This window comes from Variovorax sp. KBS0712 (assembly GCF_006323185.2).
GTDB classification, from domain to species: Bacteria; Pseudomonadota; Gammaproteobacteria; order Burkholderiales; family Burkholderiaceae_C; genus Variovorax; species Variovorax boronicumulans.
The window spans coordinates 36,356-54,226 of record NZ_VCCD02000002.1 but is presented as its reverse complement, the minus strand read 5'-3'; the positions used below and the strand labels follow the sequence as shown (position 1 = coordinate 54,226).

22 protein-coding genes and 3 tRNA genes are annotated in these 17,871 nt (G+C 65.7%); 14 read left to right on the top strand and 11 right to left on the bottom strand.

What is annotated here, in order from left to right; all coding sequences use genetic code 11:
- Genes FFI97_RS17170 through FFI97_RS17160 form a run of 3 tightly spaced genes read left to right on the top strand, consistent with a single transcriptional unit; the run spans nt 1 to nt 1,771 of the window.
- On the top strand, nt 1-777 hold the full coding sequence (locus FFI97_RS17170; RefSeq protein WP_139702005.1) for an SDR family NAD(P)-dependent oxidoreductase: 777 nt from the start codon (nt 1-3) through the stop codon (nt 775-777).
- Complete coding sequence (locus FFI97_RS17165; protein ID WP_062473285.1) at nt 774-1,307, top strand: MarR family winged helix-turn-helix transcriptional regulator; 534 nt, start codon at nt 774-776, stop codon at nt 1,305-1,307. Before FFI97_RS17170 ends, FFI97_RS17165 begins: the two co-directional genes overlap by 4 nt.
- Nucleotides 1,304-1,771 (top strand): acyl-CoA thioesterase, encoded by a 468-nt coding sequence (locus FFI97_RS17160; protein ID WP_139702006.1) that lies wholly within the window; start codon nt 1,304-1,306, stop codon nt 1,769-1,771. The genes FFI97_RS17165 and FFI97_RS17160 overlap by 4 nt, the downstream gene beginning before the upstream one ends.
- Before the next feature lie 14 nt (nt 1,772-1,785).
- Here FFI97_RS17160 and FFI97_RS17155 read toward each other — a convergent pair whose 3' ends face one another.
- Both FFI97_RS17155 and FFI97_RS17150 read right to left on the bottom strand, forming a co-directional pair.
- Nucleotides 1,786-2,202: a hypothetical protein gene (locus FFI97_RS17155; protein WP_139702007.1), complete on the bottom strand. Its 417-nt coding sequence runs from the start codon at nt 2,200-2,202 to the stop codon at nt 1,786-1,788.
- A 3-nt stretch (nt 2,203-2,205) separates the two neighbouring features.
- On the bottom strand, nt 2,206-2,535 hold the full coding sequence (locus FFI97_RS17150; protein ID WP_139702008.1) for a hypothetical protein: 330 nt from the start codon (nt 2,533-2,535) through the stop codon (nt 2,206-2,208).
- Nucleotides 2,536-2,821: 286 nt separating this feature from the next.
- Between FFI97_RS17150 and FFI97_RS17145 the strand changes: the two genes are divergently transcribed.
- The 4 genes from FFI97_RS17145 to FFI97_RS17130 all read left to right on the top strand — a co-directional run bounded on the left by FFI97_RS17145 (nt 2,822) and on the right by FFI97_RS17130 (nt 3,967).
- Nucleotides 2,822-2,898, top strand: a tRNA-Pro gene (locus FFI97_RS17145).
- A gap of 140 nt (nt 2,899-3,038) precedes the next feature.
- A complete protein-coding gene (locus FFI97_RS17140; protein WP_139702009.1) occupies nt 3,039-3,251 on the top strand; it encodes a short-chain dehydrogenase in 213 nt (70 codons plus the stop codon).
- A 35-nt stretch (nt 3,252-3,286) separates the two neighbouring features.
- Nucleotides 3,287-3,360 (top strand) — tRNA-His (locus FFI97_RS17135).
- A gap of 43 nt (nt 3,361-3,403) precedes the next feature.
- The gene (locus FFI97_RS17130) at nt 3,404-3,967 is read left to right on the top strand and encodes an HNH endonuclease (RefSeq protein WP_062473294.1); all 564 of its coding nucleotides are present in this window, start codon (nt 3,404-3,406) and stop codon (nt 3,965-3,967) included.
- A gap of 133 nt (nt 3,968-4,100) precedes the next feature.
- Here FFI97_RS17130 and FFI97_RS33615 read toward each other — a convergent pair whose 3' ends face one another.
- On the bottom strand, nt 4,101-4,277 hold the full coding sequence (locus FFI97_RS33615) for a hypothetical protein (protein WP_157627325.1): 177 nt from the start codon (nt 4,275-4,277) through the stop codon (nt 4,101-4,103).
- 109 nt (nt 4,278-4,386) lie between these two features.
- On the opposite strand from FFI97_RS33615, the gene FFI97_RS17125 reads away from it, so the two are divergent.
- Nucleotides 4,387-4,800, top strand: a complete 414-nt coding sequence (locus tag FFI97_RS17125) for a hypothetical protein (RefSeq protein ID WP_139702010.1) — start codon at nt 4,387-4,389, stop codon at nt 4,798-4,800.
- A 260-nt stretch (nt 4,801-5,060) separates the two neighbouring features.
- Nucleotides 5,061-5,333: a hypothetical protein gene (locus FFI97_RS17120; protein ID WP_139702011.1), complete on the top strand. Its 273-nt coding sequence runs from the start codon at nt 5,061-5,063 to the stop codon at nt 5,331-5,333.
- Here the strand turns inward: FFI97_RS17120 and FFI97_RS17115 are convergent.
- Nucleotides 5,326-5,577 carry a DUF2075 domain-containing protein gene (locus tag FFI97_RS17115; RefSeq protein ID WP_260685038.1) on the bottom strand — a complete coding sequence of 84 codons (252 nt, stop codon included), beginning with the start codon at nt 5,575-5,577 and terminating at the stop codon, nt 5,326-5,328. The two genes, FFI97_RS17120 and FFI97_RS17115, sit on opposite strands and share 8 nt — an antisense overlap.
- Nucleotides 5,578-5,797: 220 nt before the next feature.
- Between FFI97_RS17115 and FFI97_RS17110 the strand changes: the two genes are divergently transcribed.
- A complete protein-coding gene (locus FFI97_RS17110) occupies nt 5,798-6,664 on the top strand; it encodes an HNH endonuclease signature motif containing protein (RefSeq protein ID WP_260685037.1) in 867 nt (288 codons plus the stop codon).
- 79 nt (nt 6,665-6,743) lie between these two features.
- Here FFI97_RS17110 and FFI97_RS17105 read toward each other — a convergent pair.
- From FFI97_RS17105 to FFI97_RS17080, 6 genes are all read right to left on the bottom strand, one after another.
- Nucleotides 6,744-6,819 (bottom strand) — tRNA-Thr (locus tag FFI97_RS17105).
- Nucleotides 6,820-6,844: 25 nt separating this feature from the next.
- Complete coding sequence (locus tag FFI97_RS17100) at nt 6,845-7,858, bottom strand: class 1 fructose-bisphosphatase (RefSeq protein WP_139702013.1); 1,014 nt, start codon at nt 7,856-7,858, stop codon at nt 6,845-6,847.
- A gap of 132 nt (nt 7,859-7,990) precedes the next feature.
- Entirely contained in the window at nt 7,991-10,690 is a 2,700-nt protein-coding gene (pepN, locus tag FFI97_RS17095) for an aminopeptidase N (protein ID WP_139702014.1), read from the bottom strand.
- Complete coding sequence (locus tag FFI97_RS17090) at nt 10,674-11,363, bottom strand: HAD family hydrolase (protein ID WP_070062371.1); 690 nt, start codon at nt 11,361-11,363, stop codon at nt 10,674-10,676. Before FFI97_RS17090 ends, pepN begins: the two co-directional genes overlap by 17 nt.
- 3 nt (nt 11,364-11,366) lie before the next feature.
- Nucleotides 11,367-12,471 (bottom strand): peptide chain release factor 2 gene (gene prfB, locus FFI97_RS17085; RefSeq protein ID WP_139702015.1). Its coding sequence is split into 2 segments (ribosomal slippage): nt 11,367-12,389 and nt 12,391-12,471, totalling 1,104 coding nucleotides; the frame shifts between segments, so codons are not numbered across the junction.
- Between the two features lie 126 nt (nt 12,472-12,597).
- Entirely contained in the window at nt 12,598-13,422 is an 825-nt protein-coding gene (locus FFI97_RS17080; RefSeq protein ID WP_070062372.1) for a MetQ/NlpA family ABC transporter substrate-binding protein, read from the bottom strand.
- 235 nt (nt 13,423-13,657) lie between these two features.
- On the opposite strand from FFI97_RS17080, the gene FFI97_RS17075 reads away from it, so the two are divergent.
- From FFI97_RS17075 to FFI97_RS17060, 4 genes are read left to right on the top strand one after another with little or no spacing between them, the layout of a single operon-like run.
- A complete protein-coding gene (locus tag FFI97_RS17075; RefSeq protein ID WP_139702016.1) occupies nt 13,658-14,527 on the top strand; it encodes a methionine ABC transporter ATP-binding protein in 870 nt (289 codons plus the stop codon).
- A complete protein-coding gene (locus FFI97_RS17070; protein WP_095746360.1) occupies nt 14,520-15,182 on the top strand; it encodes a methionine ABC transporter permease in 663 nt (220 codons plus the stop codon). Before FFI97_RS17075 ends, FFI97_RS17070 begins: the two co-directional genes overlap by 8 nt.
- 40 nt (nt 15,183-15,222) lie before the next feature.
- Nucleotides 15,223-16,047, top strand: coding sequence for a MetQ/NlpA family ABC transporter substrate-binding protein (locus tag FFI97_RS17065; RefSeq protein ID WP_070062374.1), 825 nt, complete (start codon nt 15,223-15,225; stop codon nt 16,045-16,047).
- Between the two features lie 28 nt (nt 16,048-16,075).
- The gene (locus FFI97_RS17060) at nt 16,076-16,426 is read left to right on the top strand and encodes a hypothetical protein (protein ID WP_144004475.1); all 351 of its coding nucleotides are present in this window, start codon (nt 16,076-16,078) and stop codon (nt 16,424-16,426) included.
- Between the two features lie 42 nt (nt 16,427-16,468).
- Here the strand turns inward: FFI97_RS17060 and FFI97_RS17055 are convergent, their stop codons facing one another.
- A complete protein-coding gene (locus FFI97_RS17055) occupies nt 16,469-17,770 on the bottom strand; it encodes a D-amino acid dehydrogenase (protein WP_139702017.1) in 1,302 nt (433 codons plus the stop codon).
- Nucleotides 17,771-17,871 lie beyond the last annotated feature (101 nt).

Below are 17,871 nucleotides of genomic sequence, written 5' to 3'. Positions count from 1 at the left end.
ATGCACACAAATTCGCTCACTGGCCGTCATGCCCTCGTCACCGGCGCCGCTCGCGGCATCGGCGCAGAGATCGCCCGCACCCTCGCTGCCCAGGGGGCAGTGCTGACCTTGCTGGGCCGCGACGCGCAGGCCCTGCAGCGCGTGGCCGAGACCCTGGCGGGCAGCGGCCACGGCGTGGTGGCGGCCGACGTGGCCGACCCGGAGGCTGTTCAGTCGGCCTTTGCGCAGGCGCGGGCCGAGCGCGGGGCGGTGACCGTGCTGGTCAACAACGCGGGCGCTGCCGAGAGCGCGCCGTTCCTGAAGACCTCGGTCGAGCTGTGGCAGCGCATGCTGTCGGTCAACCTCACCGGCAGCTTCCTGTGCGCGCAGGCCGCACTGCCCGACATGCTCGACGCCGGCTGGGGCCGCATCGTCAACATCGCCAGCACGGCGGGGCAGAAGGGCTACGCCTACGTGTCGGCCTACACGGCGGCCAAGCACGGCGTGATCGGCCTCACGCGCGCGCTGGCGCTCGAAGTGGCGCGCAAGGGCATCACCGTGAACGCCGTGTGCCCGGGCTACACCGACACCGACATCCTGCGCAACAGCGTCGCCAACGTGGTCGGCAAGACCGGCCGCAGCGAAGCCGATGCGCTGGCCGAGTTCTCCAGCGTGAACCCGCAAAAGCGCATCGTGCAGCCGGCCGAAGTGGCCGATGCCGTGCGCTGGCTGTGCGGCGAAGGTGCCGCGTCGGTCACGGGCCAGTCGATCTCCGTTTCCGGAGGAGAAGTCACATGAGTCGCAACGATGCCTCCCACGCCGTGCTGAGCGACGCCGAAGAACTCGGCCACGAAGCCCGCGCCGGCCATGAAGACCACGCCATGCTCAAGCTGTGGCTGCGCATGCTCGCGAGCACCACGCAGATCGAGGCCGAGATCCGGCGCCGGCTGCGCGAGCGCTTCGGCATCTCGCTGGCGCGCTTCGACTACATGGCGCAGCTGTACCGCTACGAAGACGGCCTGAAGATGCGCGTGCTCTCGCGCTACCTGATGGTGACCGGCGGCAACGTCACCGGCCTGACCGACGAACTCGAGCGCGAAGGCATGGTGGCGCGCGCGCCCAGCCCCGACGACCGCCGCGCCTGGATCGTGAGCCTCACGCCCGAAGGCCGCAACGCCTTCGAGGCCATGGCCACCGAGCACGAGCAGTGGATCCTCGAGATGTTCTCGGGCCTGGACATGAAGACTGTCAAGCAGATGCACAACCAGCTCGGGCTGCTGCGCGTGCACGTGATGCGCGGCGACGGCGCGGTCGAGGACCGCGCATGAGCGGCGAGGGCGGTGGTGTGGAGTTCCAGCGCCCGCGCCTGATCCGCTTTTCCGACTGCGACCCGGCGGGCATCGTCTTCTATCCGCAGTACTTCGTGATGCTCAACGGCCTGGTCGAAGACTGGGTGAGCGAGGGGCTCGGCGTGGGCTACCACGCACTGATCGGCGAGCGCCGCGTCGGCCTGCCGACCGTGAAGCTCGACGCCGACTTTCGCGCCGTGAGCCGCATGGGCGACCAGGTGATGCTCGGCCTCTCGGTGGCACAGCTGGGCTCGCGCTCGATCACGCTGTCGTTGCGCTGCTTCGAGCCCACCACGGGCGAGGTGCGCATGCAGGTGCGGCAGGTGCTGGTGACGACCTCGCTCGACACCCACCGCGCCATCGCCGTGCCGGACGACATGCGTGCGGCCATCCTGCGCGATGCGCCGGCGCTGGCTGCTGCCGAGCCCGCTGGCAAGGCCTGAAGGCCTGAGCAAGGCTAGGGCGCCGGCGCAGGGCCGTCGGCAGGCTCGAGCGCCTTCTTCTCCTGCGCGTGCTTCTTCAGCCAGCCGCTGAGCTCCCGCTTTCCCTTCGCATTGGCTTGGCGCCACGCCTCACGCGCGGCGGCCACGAAGCGCTCTTCCGCCGCATCGGGCGGTGCTTCTGAAGGCGCAGTGTTGTCTTCGTCGAGCCAGCCGGCGGCCACGTCACAGTGCCGTTCGATCTGCCGTGCGAGCTTGTCGCCGATGGGCCGCGCACTCTTGATCTGGCTCCACATGCTCGGAGAGATTTCGAGCTTGCGCGCGAACGCCTGGTCGAGCCCCTTGGCGGGCAGGCCCGCCGCGACGGCGTCCTCGAGAAAGCGGCGATGCAGCACAAGCGCATTGCGGCGGCGCGCGACGGTGGTATGGGGCACTGTTTAAAAACAACAACAAGACAAGAAAAGATTGTCCCGGTTGTTGACGTCGCCGTAAACACTCTTTACAGTTGCCTCCAATTCACGGCACCAGCCGTCCCTTTTTTCCAACCCCTTACAGCCGACAGCGGCAATTTTTGACCAGGAACCATCGTGAACACCGCACTGATCCTCACCAGCCATCGACCCGCCTCGGGCCGACCGCTCGTGCGCGTCGGGTTCTGCCATGGTTTCGACATGCCGTCGCCCCTGTCGTTGTCTTCGCACCTGAACACCGCGTACGCCGCCAAAGCCGCAGCCCGTCTGCGCGTGGGCGGTCAGTTCGAGGCTCATCAGGTGCCCCCGGGTGGAGGTCGCGCGTAGGCGCGCATCTCTCAAGCTCTCTCGCAAAGAGGCCCGGACACCGCAAGGTTCCGGGCCTTTTTGTTTTTGCCGCTTTCCATTTCGGGTGTGCCTTCACCCCACCGCCAGAAATTGCCGCGTCGACGGTCTGGCGGGATGTGCATGAGTTGATCACTCCTGTGCAGCGACGTTCGACGGGGCCGCGCCCAGCGCGCGGCCCGTCGCGTGAGGACACAACCGAAATGGAAAGCGCGGGCAGGCGTTGTTTGTTTTTCTTCCGTGTGTGGCGCAGCCTGGTAGCGCATCTGGTTTGGGACCAGAGGGTCGCAGGTTCAACTCCTGCCACACGGACCACACCCGAGCGGGACCGGGCCATGCCAACGCGTGGCCCGCCCGCGGAAACCGGCCGCAAAGATAGGGCGGCGCCGGAACCCGTCACCGGACATTTTTCGAGTTATTACTTTCTTTTTTCGTCACTCACCAAGGAGGCCCTCATGCGCAAGCGCAACACACCGATCCGGATGATCGCCGTGCACCCGGCACCGCTGCCGCGCAGGCACATGGTGTGGTCGCTGGCCCAGCGCTTCGGCGTGGGGCTCGGGCCGCGCTACGTGGCGGATCGCGCGTCGGCATTGCCGGGCGGCAGCGAGGCGCCACTCGACAGCCTCGACCTCGACCAGCGCGTGCGCGCGTCGGGCGAGTGGTAGCAGCTCAGCACTGCCCGTCTTCTGTTTCTTCAATGGTGCGTGTAGCTCAATGGCAGAGCCGCGGGTTGTGGTCCCGCTGACAACGGTTCGATTCCGTTCGTGCACCCCATCCGTTCACCACAAGCCATCGCCACGAAGGGAGGCGATTCGTCATGCATTCACACGTCCTGCAACTCGATATTCAGGGCACGCCGCAAGCCTGGATCTCGCTGGAGCAGGCGGTGTTGCACTACGCCACCGGCAACGTGGCCTGGGAAGACGGCGCGCTGCCGCTGGCCACGCTGCGCGGCGGCTTCAACGTGGCGCGCGGTGTGCAGTCGCGCATCGACGTCGCGCCCATCATCGCGCTGCGCGGTGCGTCGAAGATCAACCTCTTCGACGTCGTGCCCGGCGTGACCAAGGCCAAGCTGCTGCGCCGCGACCGCCACACCTGCGCCTACTGCGCACAGGTGTTCGCCGACCGCGACCTGCAGTGCGAACACGTCATGCCCGAGTCGCGCGGCGGCCCGTGGAGCTGGACCAACCTCGTCAGCGCCTGCGCTGTCTGCAACAACCGCAAGGCCGCGCGCACGCCCGAAGAAGCGGGCATGCCGCTGGTCTACCTGCCGTACGTGCCGAGCCGCTTCGAGAACTTCCTGCTCGAAGGCCGCAACATCCGCGCGGACGTGCACGAGTGGCTGGCAAAGCGCCTGCCGCGCGGCTCGCGGCTGCAGTAGCGCTGCGCGCACAAAGAGAAAAGCCCGCTGCCCGTTGGATCAACGGACAGCGGGCTTTGCCTTGTGCGGCTCGCGGTGTGCGAGCGATGCGTGTGTGGGTGAATGAAGGCGCGAGTGGCTTGCTTGTTTGTGTTCAGCGCCCCGCGCCGAAGAAGCTGTAAGCCACTGCTGTGGCTGCTGCGAGCCCGCCGAGCAAGATGAAGAGCACCTTCGTCGTACGGCGAGGGCCGCGCCGTGAACGGACCCAATGCTCCGGCCCGATCAGATCGATCGGAACCGTGGGTTTGCCTATGTCGGATGCCTTTTCCATGCCAAGAAATATAGCGCAGGCGCCAAGGCAAGAAGTTACAACGGCTTTTTGGCCCCATCGCACCGTGGCCGCTTGCCGACACCAGACAGAAACGTGTGAAATATTCCTCATGAACCAACAAATCATTCTCGAGAGCCTGGTCCGCGCCCTGGAGAGCTGGGTCCGCAACGCCTCCGCGGCCGAGCTGTGGCGCGTGCACCGCGAGGGCGGGCTGGGCGCATCGATCCGCACCGAAGGCGAGAGCGTCGTGCACGTGCGCATCGCGCTCGACGGTCCGCCCGATGCGCTGTCGAGCATCGGCAAGACCGACGGCCGCCTGCCCATGACCGAAGCGTTCAGAGGCGCGAATGGCGAAGCAGGGTGGGGCACTCCGCCACCGCAAGGCAGCGCCGAGCGCGAGCAGTGGTTTCTGTCGAGCGATGTGGCGCAAGAGCAGGCGCGGCAGTACCTGCTGGCGGAGGTGGCGGCGCGGCGGGATGCGTTGGTGCGGCGGGTGGAGGCGTGGGCTGCGGGGGCTGGTTGAGGCCGGTGCGCGATTCGCACGGCGATCGTCTTTGCGTGTGCCACTACAAGTCGACGCGAGTCCTCATTTGTTCACCGTGAGAGGCTTCCGCTGACGCGCTTCTCTCCCTACATTTGAACGACCGCCGCGCCTCACGGCGGGACATCGATGCACACCGCAGCGATGTCGATGTGAGGCACAAAAGGCGACGGCCAGGGTGCGCTAACACCCTGACCGTCTGACCAAGTGACGTGCAACACCTCGGAAAGGACGCACACCAAATGGCTGATCAAATTATCGCCGGGCAAACCACGCCCGATTCCCTCAGGGCAACCTGCCCCGACGCCGCCGACCTTCTCGAGAAGAAGTTGTCCCAGCTGCAATCGCTGCTGAGCTGTTGCTACGGAGACTGCAGTGAATGGTTCGACGCGATCGGTGCCGTGCACCGAGACCACGTGATGTGGATCGCATCAGACCTGGCTGGCGAAGTCGCAGAGCTTGCGCAGCAACTGCTGAGACGGATCAACGCAGCGGACGCGTCGGCGCCTACGTGAGCGCGGCGGGGGACGACAACCGCGCGCGGAAGTCGCTCGCGGTCTCCTCGTCGCTGCAGTAGACGTAGCACCCCTTCATGCCTCGCGTCATCAGCGTGCGGTAGGTGTTCTTGATGATCAGGTCCGCCTCTGCAGTGGCGTTCTTCGGGTCTGCCTTGAGCCGGGCCTTGTAGCCGCGCAAGGTCTTGTCACGCCGATCGCGGGCCTTCGGCTCTGCAACGTTGCTCCATGAATTCGCAAGCAAGCGACCACCCAAGAAACGAGGAAACAATGGTTGCCTGAAAGGCGCCCAATCGTTAACTGCCAAGTGATTGACGTTAAAGTGTAGTCAATCGTTAACGAGGGGCGGGTGATGCCAGGCTATTTCGGTGTAAATCGCGGAGTGCAGTGCGCTGCGATTTCTTCCAAATCGAAGGACCAGTGTCGAATTGGGAACAGCCAAATCGGTTTCTCGGTGAGCCGACGTGGCTAGCAAAACACCTTCACTCCCAATCGCCGGGCCGCTTCCATCTTTTGTTCTTGGGAAGATTTATCGGCGCTGGCCAGACCTCAATGACCCGTTTGGCGGCGGTCGGCAAGGCGGAATTTCTGATTCGGCGCAAGCACCGGTGACGTTCTTGTTCACTGGCGATAGCGGCGAGCAGTATGGCTATGCCGATCGATTCGACGACGAGGGCACCTTCTTTTTCTCAGGCGAAGGCCAAGAAGGCGACATGCAGTTTGTTCGCGGCAACAAGGCAGTTCGCGACCACTCAGCCAGAGGAAAAGCGCTGCACTTGTTTCGGACCATTGGCAAAGGCAAGGGCCAAAAGTATCTCGGCGAATTTGTGTACCAGGGGCATGACTGGGTTCGTGCGCTGGACAAGAAGAAAGCGCTTCGAGATGCAATCATTTTTCGGCTGGTGCCGGTCACGCGTCTTGAACAACTGGAGCTTGCTGCAGCGGAGGATTCTGCTGAGGAGCTGACGCTGCAAGAGTCTCGAAACAGGGCAATTGCCGCGTCCAAGGTCGATGGCGCAAAAGACAGCACAAAGGGAAGCCGGACGGTCTATGACCGTAGCCGCGCGGTGCGGGACTATGTGCTTTTGCGTGCAGCAGGGAAATGTGAGCTTTGCAAGGAGCCGGCGCCGTTTCATCGAAGTGGCGGGTCGCCGTACTTAGAGCCGCATCACACCACGCGTGTATCTGATGGAGGGCCGGATCATCCGCAGTTCGTGGCCGCGCTGTGCCCAGCGTGCCATCGCGAAGTGCACTATGGCGAACACGCTCATACGAAGAATCTGGCTCTGATAGAACGACTTCGCAGCCTTGAGCCGGTGGGGCCGCATTGATTTCGGGCCCTTATCGGCCGTAATTTCTAGTCCGCGCAGCAAAAAGCCCCTGATCCTTGCGAATCAGGGGCTTTTTATTTGGTGCCGGAGAGATGAATCGAACACCCGACCTTCTCATTACGAATGAGCTGCTCTACCGACTGAGCTACACCGGCGAAGCCTCAGATTATAGCCAAGAAATCAAGGCTTCTCGGCGTGGTACTGCGTCAAACGCTCCACTTCGTGACGCGAACCCAACATCACGCTCACGCGCTCGTGCAGTTTGGTGGGCTTCAGGTCGAGGATGCGCTGCTTGCCGTTGGTGGCGGCGCCGCCGGCCTGCTCGACGAGCCAGCTCATGGGGTTGGCCTCGTACATCAGGCGCAGCTTGCCGGCCTTTTCGGGCTCGCGCTTGTCCCACGGGTACATGAAGACGCCGCCGCGCATCAGGATGCGGTGCACGTCGGCCACCATGCTGGCAATCCAGCGCATGTTGAAGTCCTTGCCACGCGGGCCTTCCTTGCCGGCCAGGCATTCGTCGATGTAGCGCTTCACGGGCTCGTCCCAGTGGCGCATGTTGCTCATGTTGATGGCAAATTCCTTGGTGTCGGCCGGAATCTGGATGTCTTCCTGCGTGAGCACGAAGCTGCCTTGCTCGCGGTCGAGCGTGAACATGGCCACGCCGTTGCCCACGGTGAGCACCAGGGTGGTCTGCGGGCCGTAGATGCAGTAGCCGGCGGCCACTTGCTGGCTGCCGGGCTGCAGAAAGTCGGCTTCCTGCACGCCGGGGGTGTCGTCGGGCTTCTTCAGCACGCTGAAGATGGTGCCGATGCTCACGTTGACGTCGATGTTGCTGCTGCCGTCGAGCGGGTCGAACATCAGGAGGTATTCACCCTGCGGGTAGCGGTTGGGCACCACGTGGATGGTTTCCATCTCTTCGCTGGCCATGGCCGCGAGGTGGCCGCCCCATTCGTTGGCTTCAATGAGCACTTCGTTGGCGATGATGTCCAGCTTCTTCTGGATTTCGCCCTGCACGTTCTCGCTCTCGGCGGTGCCGAGCACGCCACCCAGCGCGCCCTTGTTGACGGCCTGGCTGATGCTCTTGCAGGCGCGGGCGACCACTTCGAGCAACAGGCGCAGCTGGCCGGGAATGAGGCCGTCGGCGCGTTGCTGCTCGACGAGGTAGCGGGTGAAGGAGATTTTTTGCTGTGTCATGGGATCTGTCCTATCCAAATGAGAGGGTCTGTTCGTGGAACACCGCGGAACCGGCTTTGCCGGGCCGCTGGTGTTGCCCCCGGTGAGGGGGTTGGAGAAGCGACACGAAGTGCGCGAAGCCTGGGGGAGAGCTCAATTACCGGCAAGGGCGCGAGTGACGACTTCGTGGGTGTCCTTGCTCAGGTCGGGCTTGGCGGCCACGCGGGCAATCGCTTCGCGTGCGGCACTGCGGTACGGCTCGGCCAGCTTGCTCCAGCGGTCGAGCGCGCGCGCCAGGCGTGCGGCCACTTGCGGGTTGATGGCGTCGAGCTCGATCACGCGCTCGCTCCAGAACACGTAGCCGGCGGCGTCGGCGCGGTGGAAGGCGCCGGGGTTGCCGCTGCAGTAGCTGAAGATCACGCTGCGTGCGCGGTTGGGGTTCTTCAGCGAGAAGTCGGGGTGCTTCATGAGCTGCTTCACCAGCGGCAGGATGTCGCCGCCGCGGTCGCTGGCACCGGCCTGCAGCGAGAACCACTTGTCGATGACCAGCGCCTCGTCCTTGAACATGGCGTGGAAGCGCGCGAGCGCCTGCGCCGCCAGGGTGTGGCCCGACGACACGAGGGCGTTGAGCGCGTTGAAGCGGTCGGTCATGTTGCCCGCGTCCTTGAAGCGCTGCAGGGTCTTGCCGGGCCACACGGTGTCGCCCGAGGCGCGCGCCGCCAGGCACAGGAAGTTGAGCGCCATGCCGGCCAGCGCGCGGCGGCCCGACGAGGTCGGGTCGGGCGTGTAGGCGCCGGTGTCCTTGTTGTCTTCGTAGGCCTGTTCCCAGTCGGCGAAGAGGGCGGTGGCGAGCTGGGCGCGCATGGCTTCGCGCACGAGGTGCACGCGCTGCGGATCGACCACGTCGAGCTGTTCGGCAATGTAGGTTTCCGACGGCAGCGTGAGCACCAGTTCCTTGAAGGCGGCGTCGAGCTGCGGGTGGCGCAGTACGCCGCGCATGGCGTCGAGGTAGGCGTCGTTGAGCACCGGCGTGGTGTCGGTGGCGTGCGCGGCAATGGCTTGCAGCGCGGCGCGCAGGCCCAGGCGCTGGCCGGCTTCCCAGCGGTTGAACGGATCGGGGTCGTTGGCCAGCAGGGTGAGCAGCTGGGCGTCGGTGTACGCAAAGTCGAGGATCACCGGCGCGCTGAAGCCGCGCAAGATCGACGGCACGGGCTCGGCGTCCAGGCCCACGAAGGTGATCTGCTCGCCGGCGCGCGACAGCACGATGGTGCGGGTGCCGCGTGCGACGTCGCTTTCGCCCTCGAGCTGCATGGGCAGCTCGCGGCCGGTGGCGGCGTCGAGCAGGCCGATGTTCAGCGGAATGACGAAGGGTTCCTTGGTCTGCTGGCCCGGCGTGGGCGGGCAGCTTTGCACCACGCTCAGGGTGTAGCTGCGGTTCTGCGCGTCGTACACGCCGTGCGCGGCCAGGCGGGGCGTGCCGGCCTGGCTGTACCAGCGCTTGAACTGGGGCAGCAGGCGGGCCAGTTCGGAATCGGGGTTGGCGTCGGCAATGGCCTGGGCGAAATCGTCGCAGGTCACGGCCTGGCCGTCGTGGCGCTCGAAGTACAGGGTGATGCCCTTTTCGAAGCCCTTGCGGCCGACCAGCGTCTGCATCATGCGAACGACCTCGGCACCCTTTTCGTAGATGGTGACGGTGTAGAAGTTGCTGATCTCGATGTAGCTGTCGGGCCGCACCGGGTGGGCCATGGGGCCTGCGTCTTCGGGGAACTGGGCGGTGCGCAGCACGCGCACGTCTTCGATGCGCTTGACGGCGCGGGCCGAGGCGTCGGCGCACAGGTCCTGGCTGAACTCCTGGTCGCGGAAGACGGTGAGGCCTTCTTTCAGCGACAGCTGGAACCAGTCGCGGCAGGTCACGCGGTCGCCGCTCCAGTTGTGGAAGTACTCGTGGCCGACCACGCTTTCGATGTTGCTGTAGTCGGCGTCGGTGGCGGTGGCCTGGTTGGCCAGAACGTACTTCGTGTTGAAGATGTTCAGGCCCTTGTTCTCCATGGCACCCATGTTGAAGTCGCTGGTGGCCACGATCATGAAGCGGTCCAGGTCCAGCGGCAGGCCGAAGCGGGCTTCGTCCCACAGCACGGAGTTGACCAGCGAGTTCATGGCGTGCTCGGTCTTGTCGAGGTCGCCGGCGCGCACGTACACCTGCAGCAGATGTTCCTTGCCGCTGCGCGCGGTGATGCGCTGCTCGCGCGCCACGAGCTTGCCCGCCACCAGGGCGAACAGGTAGCTGGGTTTCTTGAAGGGGTCGACCCACTTGGCGAAGTGGCGGCCCTCGGGCAGCTCGCCCTGGTCGACCAGGTTGCCGTTCGACAGCAGCACCGGGTAGGCGGCCTTGCTGGCGCGCAGCGTGACGGTGTACATCGCCATCACGTCGGGACGGTCGAGGAAGTAGGTGATGCGGCGAAAGCCCTCGGCCTCGCACTGCGTGAAGAAGGTGTCTTCGCTCACGAACAGGCCCATCAGCTTGGTGTTCTTGATGGGGCAGCAGGTGGTGAAGAGTTCGAGCTCGAACGCATCGGGAAGGCCGTCGATGACGAGCTGGTCGCCTTCCATGCGGAACGAGGCGCCCTGGCCGTTCACGAGCACGCGCGCCAGGTTGAGCTCGTCGCCGTCCAGGCGCAGCGGCTGGGCCGGCACCTCGGGGTTGCGGCGCAGCTGCATGCGGTTGAGCACGCGGGTCTTGGCGGGGTCGAGGTCGAAGGTCAGGTCGACGGTGTCGATCCAGAACGCCGGCGCGGCATAGTCTTCGCGGCGGATGGCAATGGGTTGCCCTTGGGCGTCACGCTGAAGCAGCATCGAGGGTCTCCAGAAAATTCGAATGGGCCAGTTCGTTGTAGTCGCGAACGGCGGCGATCACGTGGGGGCCGGCCAGCTCGGCGGCCGTATGGGTGCTGCACACGGCCACGGCGCGCATGCCGCCGCGGCGGGCGGCTTCGATGCCGAAGGGCGCGTCTTCGAAGACGATGCAGCGCTCGGGCGCCACACCGATGCGGCGTGCGGCTTCCAGGAAGATCGCGGGCGTGGGCTTGCCCGAAAAGCCTTCGTCGCCGCCGACGATGGCCAGCGGCAGCGGGTCCATCTTCAGGCGCGACATGGCGAACGCGATGTTGTGCCTGTCGCCGGCTGTGCCCACCGCCACCTTCAGGCCGCGTGCCACCGCGGCCTTGGCGAAGGCGGTGAAGCCCGCCACTTCGGTGAAGTTGTCGTGAAAGAGCTCGCGGTAGATCTCTTCCTTCTCGTGCACCATCGCCTGGCACTCGGCATCGGAGAGCTCGCGCTCGAACAACTCGCGCATGCTCTCGGTGCCGGTGCGGCCCGTGGTGCGCGCGAGGATCTCGCTCACGTCGAGCTGCACGCCGTGGCGCTGCGCGAAGGTCACCCACGAGCGCGCATGCCAGGGCATGGAGTCGATCATGGTGCCGTCCATGTCGAAGATCAGGGCTTCGACCCTGCCGGTGTTCAGGCTCATCGGTCAGACGCCTTGCTTGAGCGACGCTTCAATGAACACGTCGAGGTCGCCGTCGAGCACCTTCTGGGTGGCCGAGACTTCGACGTTGGTGCGCAGGTCCTTGATGCGGCTGTTGTCCAGCACGTAGCTGCGGATCTGGTGGCCCCAGCCCACATCGGTCTTGCTGTCCTCGAGCTTTTGCTGCTCTTCCTGGCGCTTGCGCATCTCGTGGTCGTACAGGCGCGAGCGCAGGCGTTTCCACGCCACGTCGCGGTTGCTGTGCTGGCTGCGGCCGTCCTGGCACTGCACCACGATGCCGGTCGGGATGTGCGTCAGGCGCACGGCCGAGTCGGTCTTGTTGATGTGCTGGCCGCCGGCGCCCGAGGCGCGGAAGGTGTCGGTGCGCACGTCGGAAGGGTTGATCTCGATCTCGATCGAGTCGTCGATCTCGGGGTACACGAAGATCGATGCGAAGCTGGTGTGGCGCCCGCCCGACGAGTCGAACGGCGACTTGCGCACCAGGCGGTGCACGCCGGTCTCGGTGCGCAGCAGGCCGAAGGCGTAGTCGCCCTCGACCTTGATGGTCGCGCCCTTGATGCCGGCGGTGTCGCCGGGCGTTTCGTCTTCGATCTGCGTCTTGAAGCCCTTGCGCTCGGCGTACTTCAGGTACTGGCGCAGCAGCATGCTGGCCCAGTCGCAGGCCTCGGTGCCACCGGCGCCGGCCTGGATGTCGACGAAAGCGTTCAGCGGGTCGGCCGGGTTGTTGAACATCCGGCGGAATTCGAGCTGCTTGATGTCGGCTTCGAGCGTGGCGGCGTCATCGGCAATGGCCTGCAGGCCGTCGAGGTCGCCTTCTTCCTTCGACATTTCGAAGAGCTCGGTGTTGTCCGACAGCCCGTTGGTGAGCCGGTCGAGCGTGACGACCACGTCGTCGAGCGACTTCTTTTCCTTGCCCAGTTCCTGGGCCTTCTTGGGGTCGTTCCAGACGTTCGGGTCTTCGAGCGATGCGTTGACTGTCCTCAGTCGTTCAGCTTTGGCATCGTAGTCAAAGATACCTCCGTAAATCGACCGTACGGACGCTCAGGTCCGCGAGCATTGCGCCGATTTGGTTGATCTGTTCTGCGTCCATGGGGTGTCCTGACTGTGTGAGGTTGGTGTTCGGGGGAACCCGTCATTTTCTCACGGTCCGCCAACCCGCCAGGCAGCGCCCCTGTATTGCGCCTTCCCTCTCGGGGGGAAGGCGCGGGCACCGAAATCAGAACGCCGGAATCAACGACCCCTTGAACTGCGTCTCGATGAAGCTGCGCACCTCCGGCGACTGGTAGGCCGCCACGAGGCGCTTGGCCCAGGGCTTGTCCTTGTCGGCGCGGCGCACGGCGATCAGGTTGGCGTAGGGGCTCTGGGCCGATTCCTTGATGACGGCGTCCTTGCCGAAGGACAAGCCGGCCTTCTCGGCGTAGTCGTTGTTGATGGCTGAAATGGCCAGGTCGTCGAGCGAGCGCGGCAGCTGGGCGGCGTCCAGCGACACCAGCTTGAGCTTCTTGGGGTTGGTCACCACGTCCAGCGGCGTGGCGTTGTTGTTCTTCACGGCCTCGGGCTTGAGGGTGATGAGCTTGGCCTGTTGCAGCAGCAGCAGGGCGCGGTTGCCGTTCGAGGGGTCGTTCTGGATGCCGACCGAGGCGCCGTCGGCCAGCTGGTCGATCGACTTGATCTTGCGCGAGTAGAAGCCCAGCGGCGCGGTGATGGTCAGGCCCACGGGCACGAGGTCGAAGCCGCGCGCCTTGATCTGGTTGTCCAGGAAGGGCTGGTGCTGGAAGGCGTTGGCGTCCAGGTCGCCGGCGGCCAGCGCCGCGTTGGGCAGCTGGTAGTCGTTGAACACCACGACCTGGACGGTCAGGCCGTCCTTGGCGGCGACCTTCTTGACCACCTCGAACACCTGCTCGGCGCTGCCGACGGAAATGCCGACCTTGACGGTGTTCTTGTTGTCCTGCGCAAAGGCGGCGTTGCCAGCGAAAAGGGCGGTGACGAGGGTGGCGAGGGTGGCGAGCGTGAGGCCGCGGCGGCGGAAAGTGGAATGCATGGTGGCGCGAAATCGAAGAAATGAAGGCGCCGAATGTGGCATTGCCGCCGCGGATCGGGAACGAACCAATCCTCATATCGATATGGCGTCCACTCGCCTCATGTGGTCTTTCTTATCCGATTTTTCATATAAGCACGAGCCGATTTGTTCGTTCCCTTTCGGCTTGTTTCTTTTCATACTCGGCACCTTTTTGCGAACCTGCGCGGTCGCGCCTGTGCGGCCCGCGCCTTCTTTCATGACCTTCCCTTCGCCTGATGCGGCACGCGGCAACGCGGCGCCGGTCATCCGTCTTCAATCGGTGCAGAAGTCGTTTGCCTTGCCCAGCGGCGAGGTGTTCGACGCCGTGCAATCGCTCTCGCTCGATATCCAGCAGGGCGACGTGTTCGGCCTGATCGGCAAGAGCGGCGCCGGCAAGTCGACCTTGCTGCGCCTCATCAACCTGCTGGAGCGGCCCGACGCGGGCCAGGTGTTCGTCGGCGGGCGCGACCTCACGACGCTCTCGCGCCGCGAGCTGCGCGACACGCGCCAGAACATCGGCATGATCTTCCAGCAGTTCAACCTGCTGCAGAACGCCACGGTGTTCGACAACGTGGCCTTCCCCTTGAAGATCCACGGTCGTCATTCGAAGGCCGAGATCAACGAGCGGGTGCGCGAGTGCCTCGACCTCGTCGGCCTGGCCGAGAAGATCGACACCTACCCGGCCCAGCTCTCGGGCGGCCAGAAGCAGCGCGTGGCCATCGCCCGCGCGCTGGCGCCGCGCCCGCAGGTGCTGCTGTGCGACGAGCCGACCTCGGCGCTCGACACCGAAACCACCCGCGCACTGCTCGAGACGCTGCGCGACATCAACCAGAAGATCGGCGTGACCATCGTGATCGTCACGCACGAGCTCTCGGTGGTCGAGGTGCTGTGCCGCAACGTGGCCATCCTCGAAAAGGGCCGGCTCATCGAGCAGTTCGCCGTCGATGCGCCGAGCGAGGAACGCAAGACCGCGCTGGGCCGCGAGATCGACGAACTGGTGCGCCGCCGCGAACGCGAGGCGCGCGAACCCGTGGCGCCGCGCGTGGCGACCGCACAGCGCAACGCGCAGGAGCTGGCCTATGTTTGAGAACATCACCCCCATCCTTCCCGAGCTGTGGACGGCCACGGGCCAGACCTTCCTGATGCTGGCCATCGGCCTGTCGGCGGCGGTGCTCATCGGCGGGCCGCTGGGCATCCTGCTGTTCCTGCTGGGGCCCGGCCAGTCGCTCGAGAACAAGCCGGCGTTCCACGTCCTCAACTGGATCGTGAACACGGTGCGTTCCTTCCCGTTCATCATCCTGCTGGTGGCGCTGGTGCCGTTCACGCGGATCATCGCGGGCACCTCCATCGGGCCGCTGGCGGCCGCGGTGCCGCTGTCGTTCGCGGCCATTCCGTACTTTGCGCGGCTGGTCGACCAGTGCCTGCGCGAGGTGCCGCGCGGCGTGATCGAGGCGGCGCATGCCATGGGCGCGTCGGAGCTGCAGATCGTCTGGCGCGTGCTGATCGTCGAGGCGCGCTCGGGCCTGGTGCTCGCGCTCACCGTGCTGGCCGTGAGCTTCCTGTCGTACTCGGCGATTGCCGGCGTGGTGGGCGGCGGCGGCATCGGCGACCTGGCGATCCGCTACGGCTACTACCGCTTCCAGACCGACGTGATGGTGCTCACCGTGGCGCTGCTCGTGGTGCTGGTGCAGATCCTGCAGTTCGTGGGCAACACCACGGCGCGCCGGCTCGACAAGCGTTGATTCGTTTCCTTCTTTTCCCCTTCATTTTTCTGCTCATTCCATGAAAACCGCACTGCTGCGCCGTTCCGTCCTCGCCGTTTCCCTCGTCGCGCTGTCGCTCGGCGGCCTCTCGCTGTCGGCGCAGGCGCAGGACGCCAAGAAGAACCTCGTGATCGGCGGCACCGCCGGCTCCAACGCCGACCAGCTCAAGGCCGGCATCATTCCGATCCTCGAGAAGAAGGGCTACAAGGTGAAGCTGGTCGAGTTCAACGACTACGTGCAGCCCAACCTCGCGCTGGCCCAGGGCTCGCTCGACGCCAATTTCTTCCAGCATCGGGTCTACCTGCAGAAGTTCTCGGCCGACCAGAAGCTGGACCTCGCCGAGCTGGTGCAGGGCCCGATCGCGCCCATGGGCGTGTACTCGACCAAGCGCAAGACGCTGGCCGACGTGAAGGAAGGCGACCGCGTGACGCTGCCGAACGACCCGAGCAACCTAGCGCGCGCGCTGGTGCTGCTGGAGCAGAACAAGCTGGTCACGATCAAGGCCGGCATCGATCCGCTGCGCGCGTCCGAGAAGGACGTGGCCGAGAACCCGAAGAAGCTCAAGTTCATTCCGCTCGAGGCCGCGCAGCTGCCGCGTTCGCTGGGCGACACCGAGTACGCCATCGTCAACGGCAACTTCGCGATCTCGTCGGGCCTGAAGCTCACCGAGGCCGTGGTGCTCGAGAAGACGCCCGACTACTACCTGAATGTGGTCGCCGTGAAGAGCGCCGACAAGAACGCCGCCTGGGCCAAGGACATCGCCGACGCCTACCGCTCGAAGGAGTTCAAGACGGTGGTCGACAGCAAGTTCCAGGGCTACGCCAAGCCCAGCTTCCTGCAGTAATCCACCACGCTTCAGTGAAGGACGCCCCATGCCCGTGCTCGCCGTATTCGATGGCCAGGCCAATTGGCGCGACACGCACGTGTGCGACGGCTGGATCAGCGACCACCTCGCGCGCCACGGCGTGCGCTGGGGGCGCGGCGAGGCTGAAGGCCAGCGCACGCTCGAGAGCGCGGGGCTGTTCTACCTGCCGACGGCGCAGGGGTATCTGGGGCTGTTGGTCGAGGGCGGGGAATGGGTTGCCATGCCCGCCGATGCGCCGCATTTTTTCGATGCGGGCGAGGCGGCTTCGCCCGACGGGCTGCCTGCCGCGTTGCCGCGCTTCGAGGCCTTTGTCGAAGAGGTGCTCGCGATGACGGGCAACGACGCGAGCGACGAGTAGGTCAGCGCGGGCCTGCGCGGCCCGTCGCCTCCCAGGCGTCGGTCAGGCCGGCGCCGTCGTCGGGTTCGGGCGCGCCGAACGCGACGGCCCTTGCGTGTAGCGGTCCATCGCCAACCCGTCCGTGCGGATCTCCGGCCGCTGGCCCGTCACGAGGTCCGAGATCAGCTTGCCCGAGCCGCAGGCCATGGTCCAGCCCAGCGTGCCGTGGCCTGTGTTCAGGAACAGGTTGGGGTAGCGCGTGGCGCCGACGATGGGCGTGCTGTCGGGCGTCATCGGGCGCAGGCCGGTCCAGAAGCTGGCGTTGGGCAGGTCGCCGCCCGGGAACAGGTCGCTCACGACCTTCTCGAGCGTGGCGCGACGCGCCGGGTTCAGGCGCAGGTCGAAGCCGCCGAGCTCGGCCATGCCGCCCACGCGGATGCGGTTGTCGAAGCGCGTGACGGCCACCTTGTAGGTTTCGTCGAGCACGGTCGATTGCGGTGCGAGCGATTCGTCGAGCAGCGGCACCGTGAGCGAGTAGCCCTTGACCGGGTACACGGGGATGTCGAGGCCCAGCGAGGCGATGGCGGCGCGCGAGTAGCTGCCGAAGGCCATCACATAGCGGTCGGCCGTGAGGACCTTGCCGGCGCGCGTGCGCACGCCGGTGATGCGGCCGCCGTCGGTCTCCAGGCCGTCGATGGTCTGGCCGAAGCGGAAGTCCACGCCCAGGCCGTGCGCGATCTCGGCGAGGCCGCGCGTGAACAGGTGGCAGTCGCCGGTTTCGTCGTTGGGCAGGCGCAGGCCGCCCGTGAGGCGCTCGCGCGCGCCGGCCAGGCCGGGTTCGACGCGCGCCAGAGCGTCGCGGTCGAGCAGTTCATAAGGCACGCCGCATTCCTCGAGCACGGCGATGTCGCGCTGCACCGCGTCGAGTTGCGCCTGCGTGCGGAACAGCTGCAGCGTGCCGCCGGTGCGGTGCTCGTACTGCAGGCCGGTGTCGGCGCGCAGCTGCTGCAGGCAGCCGCGGCTGTATTCGGCCACGCGCATCATGCGTTCCTTGTTGACCGCATAGCGCTCGGGCGAGCAGTTGCGCAGCATCGCGGCCATCCAGCGCAGCTGGAACAGCGTGCCGTCGGGTCGGATCGACAGCGGCGCGTGCTTCTGGAACATCCACTTGATCGCCTTCAGCGGAATGCCGGGCGCGGCCCACGGCGTCGAGTAGCCGGGCGACACCTGGCCGGCGTTGCCGAAGCTCGTTTCCTCGGCCGCGCCGGCCTGCCGGTCGAGCAAGGTGACTTCGGCGCCGGAGCGCGCGAGGTAGTACGCCGTGGTGGTGCCGATCACGCCGCCGCCGAGAACGATGACTTTCATGGTGTATCCGCTGATCTGAATGGAATGATGTGAATCTAAAGTGCACAATGCAGTGGATTCCATTGTTTTTAGGTCTTTGGCCGTGAAAATCGCTGCCGAAA

Excerpts from the sequence above, each read along its gene's own strand:
- FFI97_RS17060 (WP_144004475.1), top strand. The coding sequence starts at position 16,076 with ATGCCCGTGCTCGCCGTATTCGATGGCCAGGCCAATTGGCGCGACACG.
- FFI97_RS17055 (WP_139702017.1), bottom strand. The coding sequence starts at position 17,770 with ATGAAAGTCATCGTTCTCGGCGGCGGCGTGATCGGCACCACCACGGCG.
- FFI97_RS33615 (WP_157627325.1), bottom strand. The coding sequence starts at position 4,277 with ATGGAAAAGGCATCCGACATAGGCAAACCCACGGTTCCGATCGATCTG.
- FFI97_RS17090 (WP_070062371.1), bottom strand. The coding sequence starts at position 11,363 with ATGAGCCTGAACACCGGCAGGGTCGAAGCCCTGATCTTCGACATGGAC.
- FFI97_RS17150 (WP_139702008.1), bottom strand. The coding sequence starts at position 2,535 with ATGAGCCTCGAACTGACCGCCCACGCGCAGACGGGCTGCGGCTTTGGC.
- FFI97_RS17070 (WP_095746360.1), top strand. The coding sequence starts at position 14,520 with ATGTTTGAGAACATCACCCCCATCCTTCCCGAGCTGTGGACGGCCACG.
- FFI97_RS17130 (WP_062473294.1), top strand. The coding sequence starts at position 3,404 with ATGCATTCACACGTCCTGCAACTCGATATTCAGGGCACGCCGCAAGCC.
- FFI97_RS17125 (WP_139702010.1), top strand. The coding sequence starts at position 4,387 with ATGAACCAACAAATCATTCTCGAGAGCCTGGTCCGCGCCCTGGAGAGC.
- FFI97_RS17165 (WP_062473285.1), top strand. The coding sequence starts at position 774 with ATGAGTCGCAACGATGCCTCCCACGCCGTGCTGAGCGACGCCGAAGAA.
- FFI97_RS17120 (WP_139702011.1), top strand. The coding sequence starts at position 5,061 with ATGGCTGATCAAATTATCGCCGGGCAAACCACGCCCGATTCCCTCAGG.
- FFI97_RS17100 (WP_139702013.1), bottom strand. The coding sequence starts at position 7,858 with ATGACACAGCAAAAAATCTCCTTCACCCGCTACCTCGTCGAGCAGCAA.
- FFI97_RS17170 (WP_139702005.1), top strand. The coding sequence starts at position 1 with ATGCACACAAATTCGCTCACTGGCCGTCATGCCCTCGTCACCGGCGCC.
- pepN (WP_139702014.1), bottom strand. The coding sequence starts at position 10,690 with ATGCTGCTTCAGCGTGACGCCCAAGGGCAACCCATTGCCATCCGCCGC.
- FFI97_RS17140 (WP_139702009.1), top strand. The coding sequence starts at position 3,039 with ATGCGCAAGCGCAACACACCGATCCGGATGATCGCCGTGCACCCGGCA.
- FFI97_RS17080 (WP_070062372.1), bottom strand. The coding sequence starts at position 13,422 with ATGCATTCCACTTTCCGCCGCCGCGGCCTCACGCTCGCCACCCTCGCC.
- FFI97_RS17075 (WP_139702016.1), top strand. The coding sequence starts at position 13,658 with ATGACCTTCCCTTCGCCTGATGCGGCACGCGGCAACGCGGCGCCGGTC.
- FFI97_RS17065 (WP_070062374.1), top strand. The coding sequence starts at position 15,223 with ATGAAAACCGCACTGCTGCGCCGTTCCGTCCTCGCCGTTTCCCTCGTC.
- FFI97_RS17160 (WP_139702006.1), top strand. The coding sequence starts at position 1,304 with ATGAGCGGCGAGGGCGGTGGTGTGGAGTTCCAGCGCCCGCGCCTGATC.